The 2,707-nt window shown below is 53.0% G+C and carries 1 protein-coding gene and 1 pseudogene; both read left to right on the forward strand.

From position 1 onward, the window contains the following. Nucleotides 1–1,986 (forward strand): annotated as a pseudogene (locus tag ACMUOV_RS09080) (DNA-directed RNA polymerase subunit beta'); the annotation flags it as partial. A 257-nt stretch (nt 1,987–2,243) separates the two neighbouring features. Further along, a partial coding sequence (locus ACMUOV_RS09085) for a beta-class carbonic anhydrase (protein ID WP_413854841.1) occupies nt 2,244–2,707 on the forward strand: 464 nt, incomplete at its 3' end.

Raw genomic sequence — 2,707 nt, forward strand, 5'->3', positions numbered from 1 at the left:
GAGGGTATGTCCGTGCTCGAGTACTTCATCTCTACCCACGGTGCTCGTAAGGGTCTTGCCGATACGGCGTTGAAGACTGCCGATGCCGGTTACCTCACCCGCCGTCTGGTGGATGTATCGCACGACGTGATTATCAACGAGGAGGACTGCGGTACGCTCCGTGGTCTGCGTGCACACGCTATCAAGGACGCTAACGGTCACACGATTGCATCGCTCACGCTACGTATCCTTGGCCGCGTGTCAGTACACGATATCCATGACAATGAGGGTAACCTGATCGTCGCAGCCGGCGAGGAGATCCGTGAGCCGCAATGCGAGGCTATTGAGGCTGCCGGTATCGAAGAAGTAGTTATTCGCTCGGTACTCACATGCGAGAGCAAGAAGGGCGTTTGCGCCAAGTGCTACGGCCGCAACCTGGCTTCTCGTAAGATGGTTCAGAAAGGTGAAGCTGTCGGCGTGATCGCTGCACAGGCTATTGGTGAGCCGGGTACACAGCTGACACTTCGTACCTTCCACTCCGGTGGTTTGGCTGGTGGTGCCGCTACACAGAATACCTATGAGCTCACACGTGACGGTATTGTTGAGATCGAAGATCTGCGTACCATCACTACTGAGAGTGGAGACGTGATCATCGTCAGCCGTCAGAACGATATGCAACTCAAGGATGAGAAGACGGGTGTTGTGCTCTCTAACTTCAATATCCCGTACGCTTCCAAGTTGTTCATCACTCCGGGCGAGAAATATCCGAAGGGTACTGTAGTCTGCGAGTGGGATCCGTATAAGGCTTCGCTCGTTATTGAGCAGAACGGTAAGATCCGCTACGAGGATGTGATTGAGGGTGTAACCTGCCAGACGCTGACCGACGAACAGACCGGTAAACGCGAGGTAACCATCACCGATACCAAGGATAAGACCAAGATGCCGCAGGCACATATCGTGGACGCAGAGGGCAATATCCTCCGTACGTACAACCTGCCTGTTAAGGCCAGCCTGATCCATACGGACGGCGAGGAGGTTAAGATCGGCGATATCCTGTTCTCTATGGCTCGTGCTACCAACAGCGGTGGTGATATCACCTCCGGTCTGCCGCGTATTACCGAGCTCTTTGAGGCACGCAACCCGTCCAACCCGGCTGTTGTGGCTGAGATTGATGGCGAGGTTTCGTTCGGCAAGATCAAACGTGGTAACCGTGAGCTCTTCGTTACCTCCAAACTGGGAGAGCAGAAGGGCTATCTCATTCCGCTGTCCAAGCAGATTCTGGTTCAGGAAGGTGACTTCGTGCGCGCCGGTATGGCTCTCTCCGATGGCGCTATCACGCCGGAGGATATCTTGGCTATCCAAGGTCCGACTGCCGTACAGGACTACATCGTCAACGAAGCACAGGCTGTATATCGTATGCAGGGTGTGGAGATCAACGACAAGCACTTTGAGGTTATTGTGCGTCAGATGATGCGCAAGGTGGAGATCATCGAAGCCGGTGATACCCGCTTCTTGGAGGGCGATATTGTGGATAAGATGGACTTTATCGAGGAGAACGACCGTATCTATGGCCGCAAGGTAATCACCAATGCCGGTGATAGCGAGGTGCTCCACGAAGGTCAGATTGTCACCACACGCCGTCTGCATGACGAGAACTCGTCGCTCCGCCGCCGTGATAAGAAACTCGTGGAGGCACGTGACGCCGAGTCCGCTACGGCAAAGCAGATTCTGCAGGGTATTACCCGCGCGGCATTGGGTACCAAGTCCTTCATGTCCGCTGCATCCTTCCAGGAGACCACCAAGGTGCTCAACGAGGCTGCTATCCGCGGCAAAGTGGATACGCTCGAGGGTATGAAGGAGAACGTGATCTGCGGAAACCTCATTCCGGCCGGTACCGGTCTGCGTGAGTTCTCCAAGATCGCTGTTCACAACAAGGAGGAGTATGCGGCTATCCAAGCTGCACGTGAGGCGGCTGAGGCTGCACTTAATGGAGTAGAGGAGATCTAATCTGCTGCACATCTCTAAAAGAAAAGCACTCGCATTCAACTGATGCGGGTGCTTTCTTTCAACAATACGCAACAAATACTATAAAAACATGTCAGAAAACCCATTTGATAGAATTGATGCCATGGGCTCTGTTCGCAAAACCGAACCATTTATGCGAGAGGTGGAGGCGGAGATGTGCCGGACAATGCCATGGTGGGCGGCAACCCGGCTCAACTGATCAAGATGATGGAGTGAAAATAATAAAAAATACAGAAACTATGATTGACCAGATTATTGATTTCAACCGCCAGTTTGTGGCGGAGAAGAGCTATGAGCGGTACTTGACGGATAAGTATCCCGACAAGAAACTGGCTGTTTTGACGTGCATGGATACGCGTCTGACGGAGTTGCTTCCGGCGGCTCTGGGACTCAAGAACGGTGATGCCAAGATTATTAAAAATGCCGGTGGACTGATTATCACTCCGTTTGACTCAGCGATGCGCAGCCTGATAGTAGCCATCTACGAATTAGGGGTGGAGGAGATTATGGTAGTGGCGCACTCCCAATGCGGGGCGTGCCACATGAGTTACAGCCATTTCCACCATGTCATGAAAGCACGTGGCATCAAGGATGAGACGCTCAATGTGATTCGCGAGTGCGGCATCGACCTTAACCATTGGCTCGAAGGATTCCGCGATACAGAGACTTCTGTTCGCAAGACTGTCAAGACCATTCAAACTCA

Origin of the sequence: Candidatus Ruminimicrobium bovinum (assembly GCF_902760015.1) — a bacterium.
Taxonomy (GTDB): Bacteria; Elusimicrobiota; Endomicrobiia; order Endomicrobiales; family Endomicrobiaceae; genus Ruminimicrobium; species Ruminimicrobium bovinum.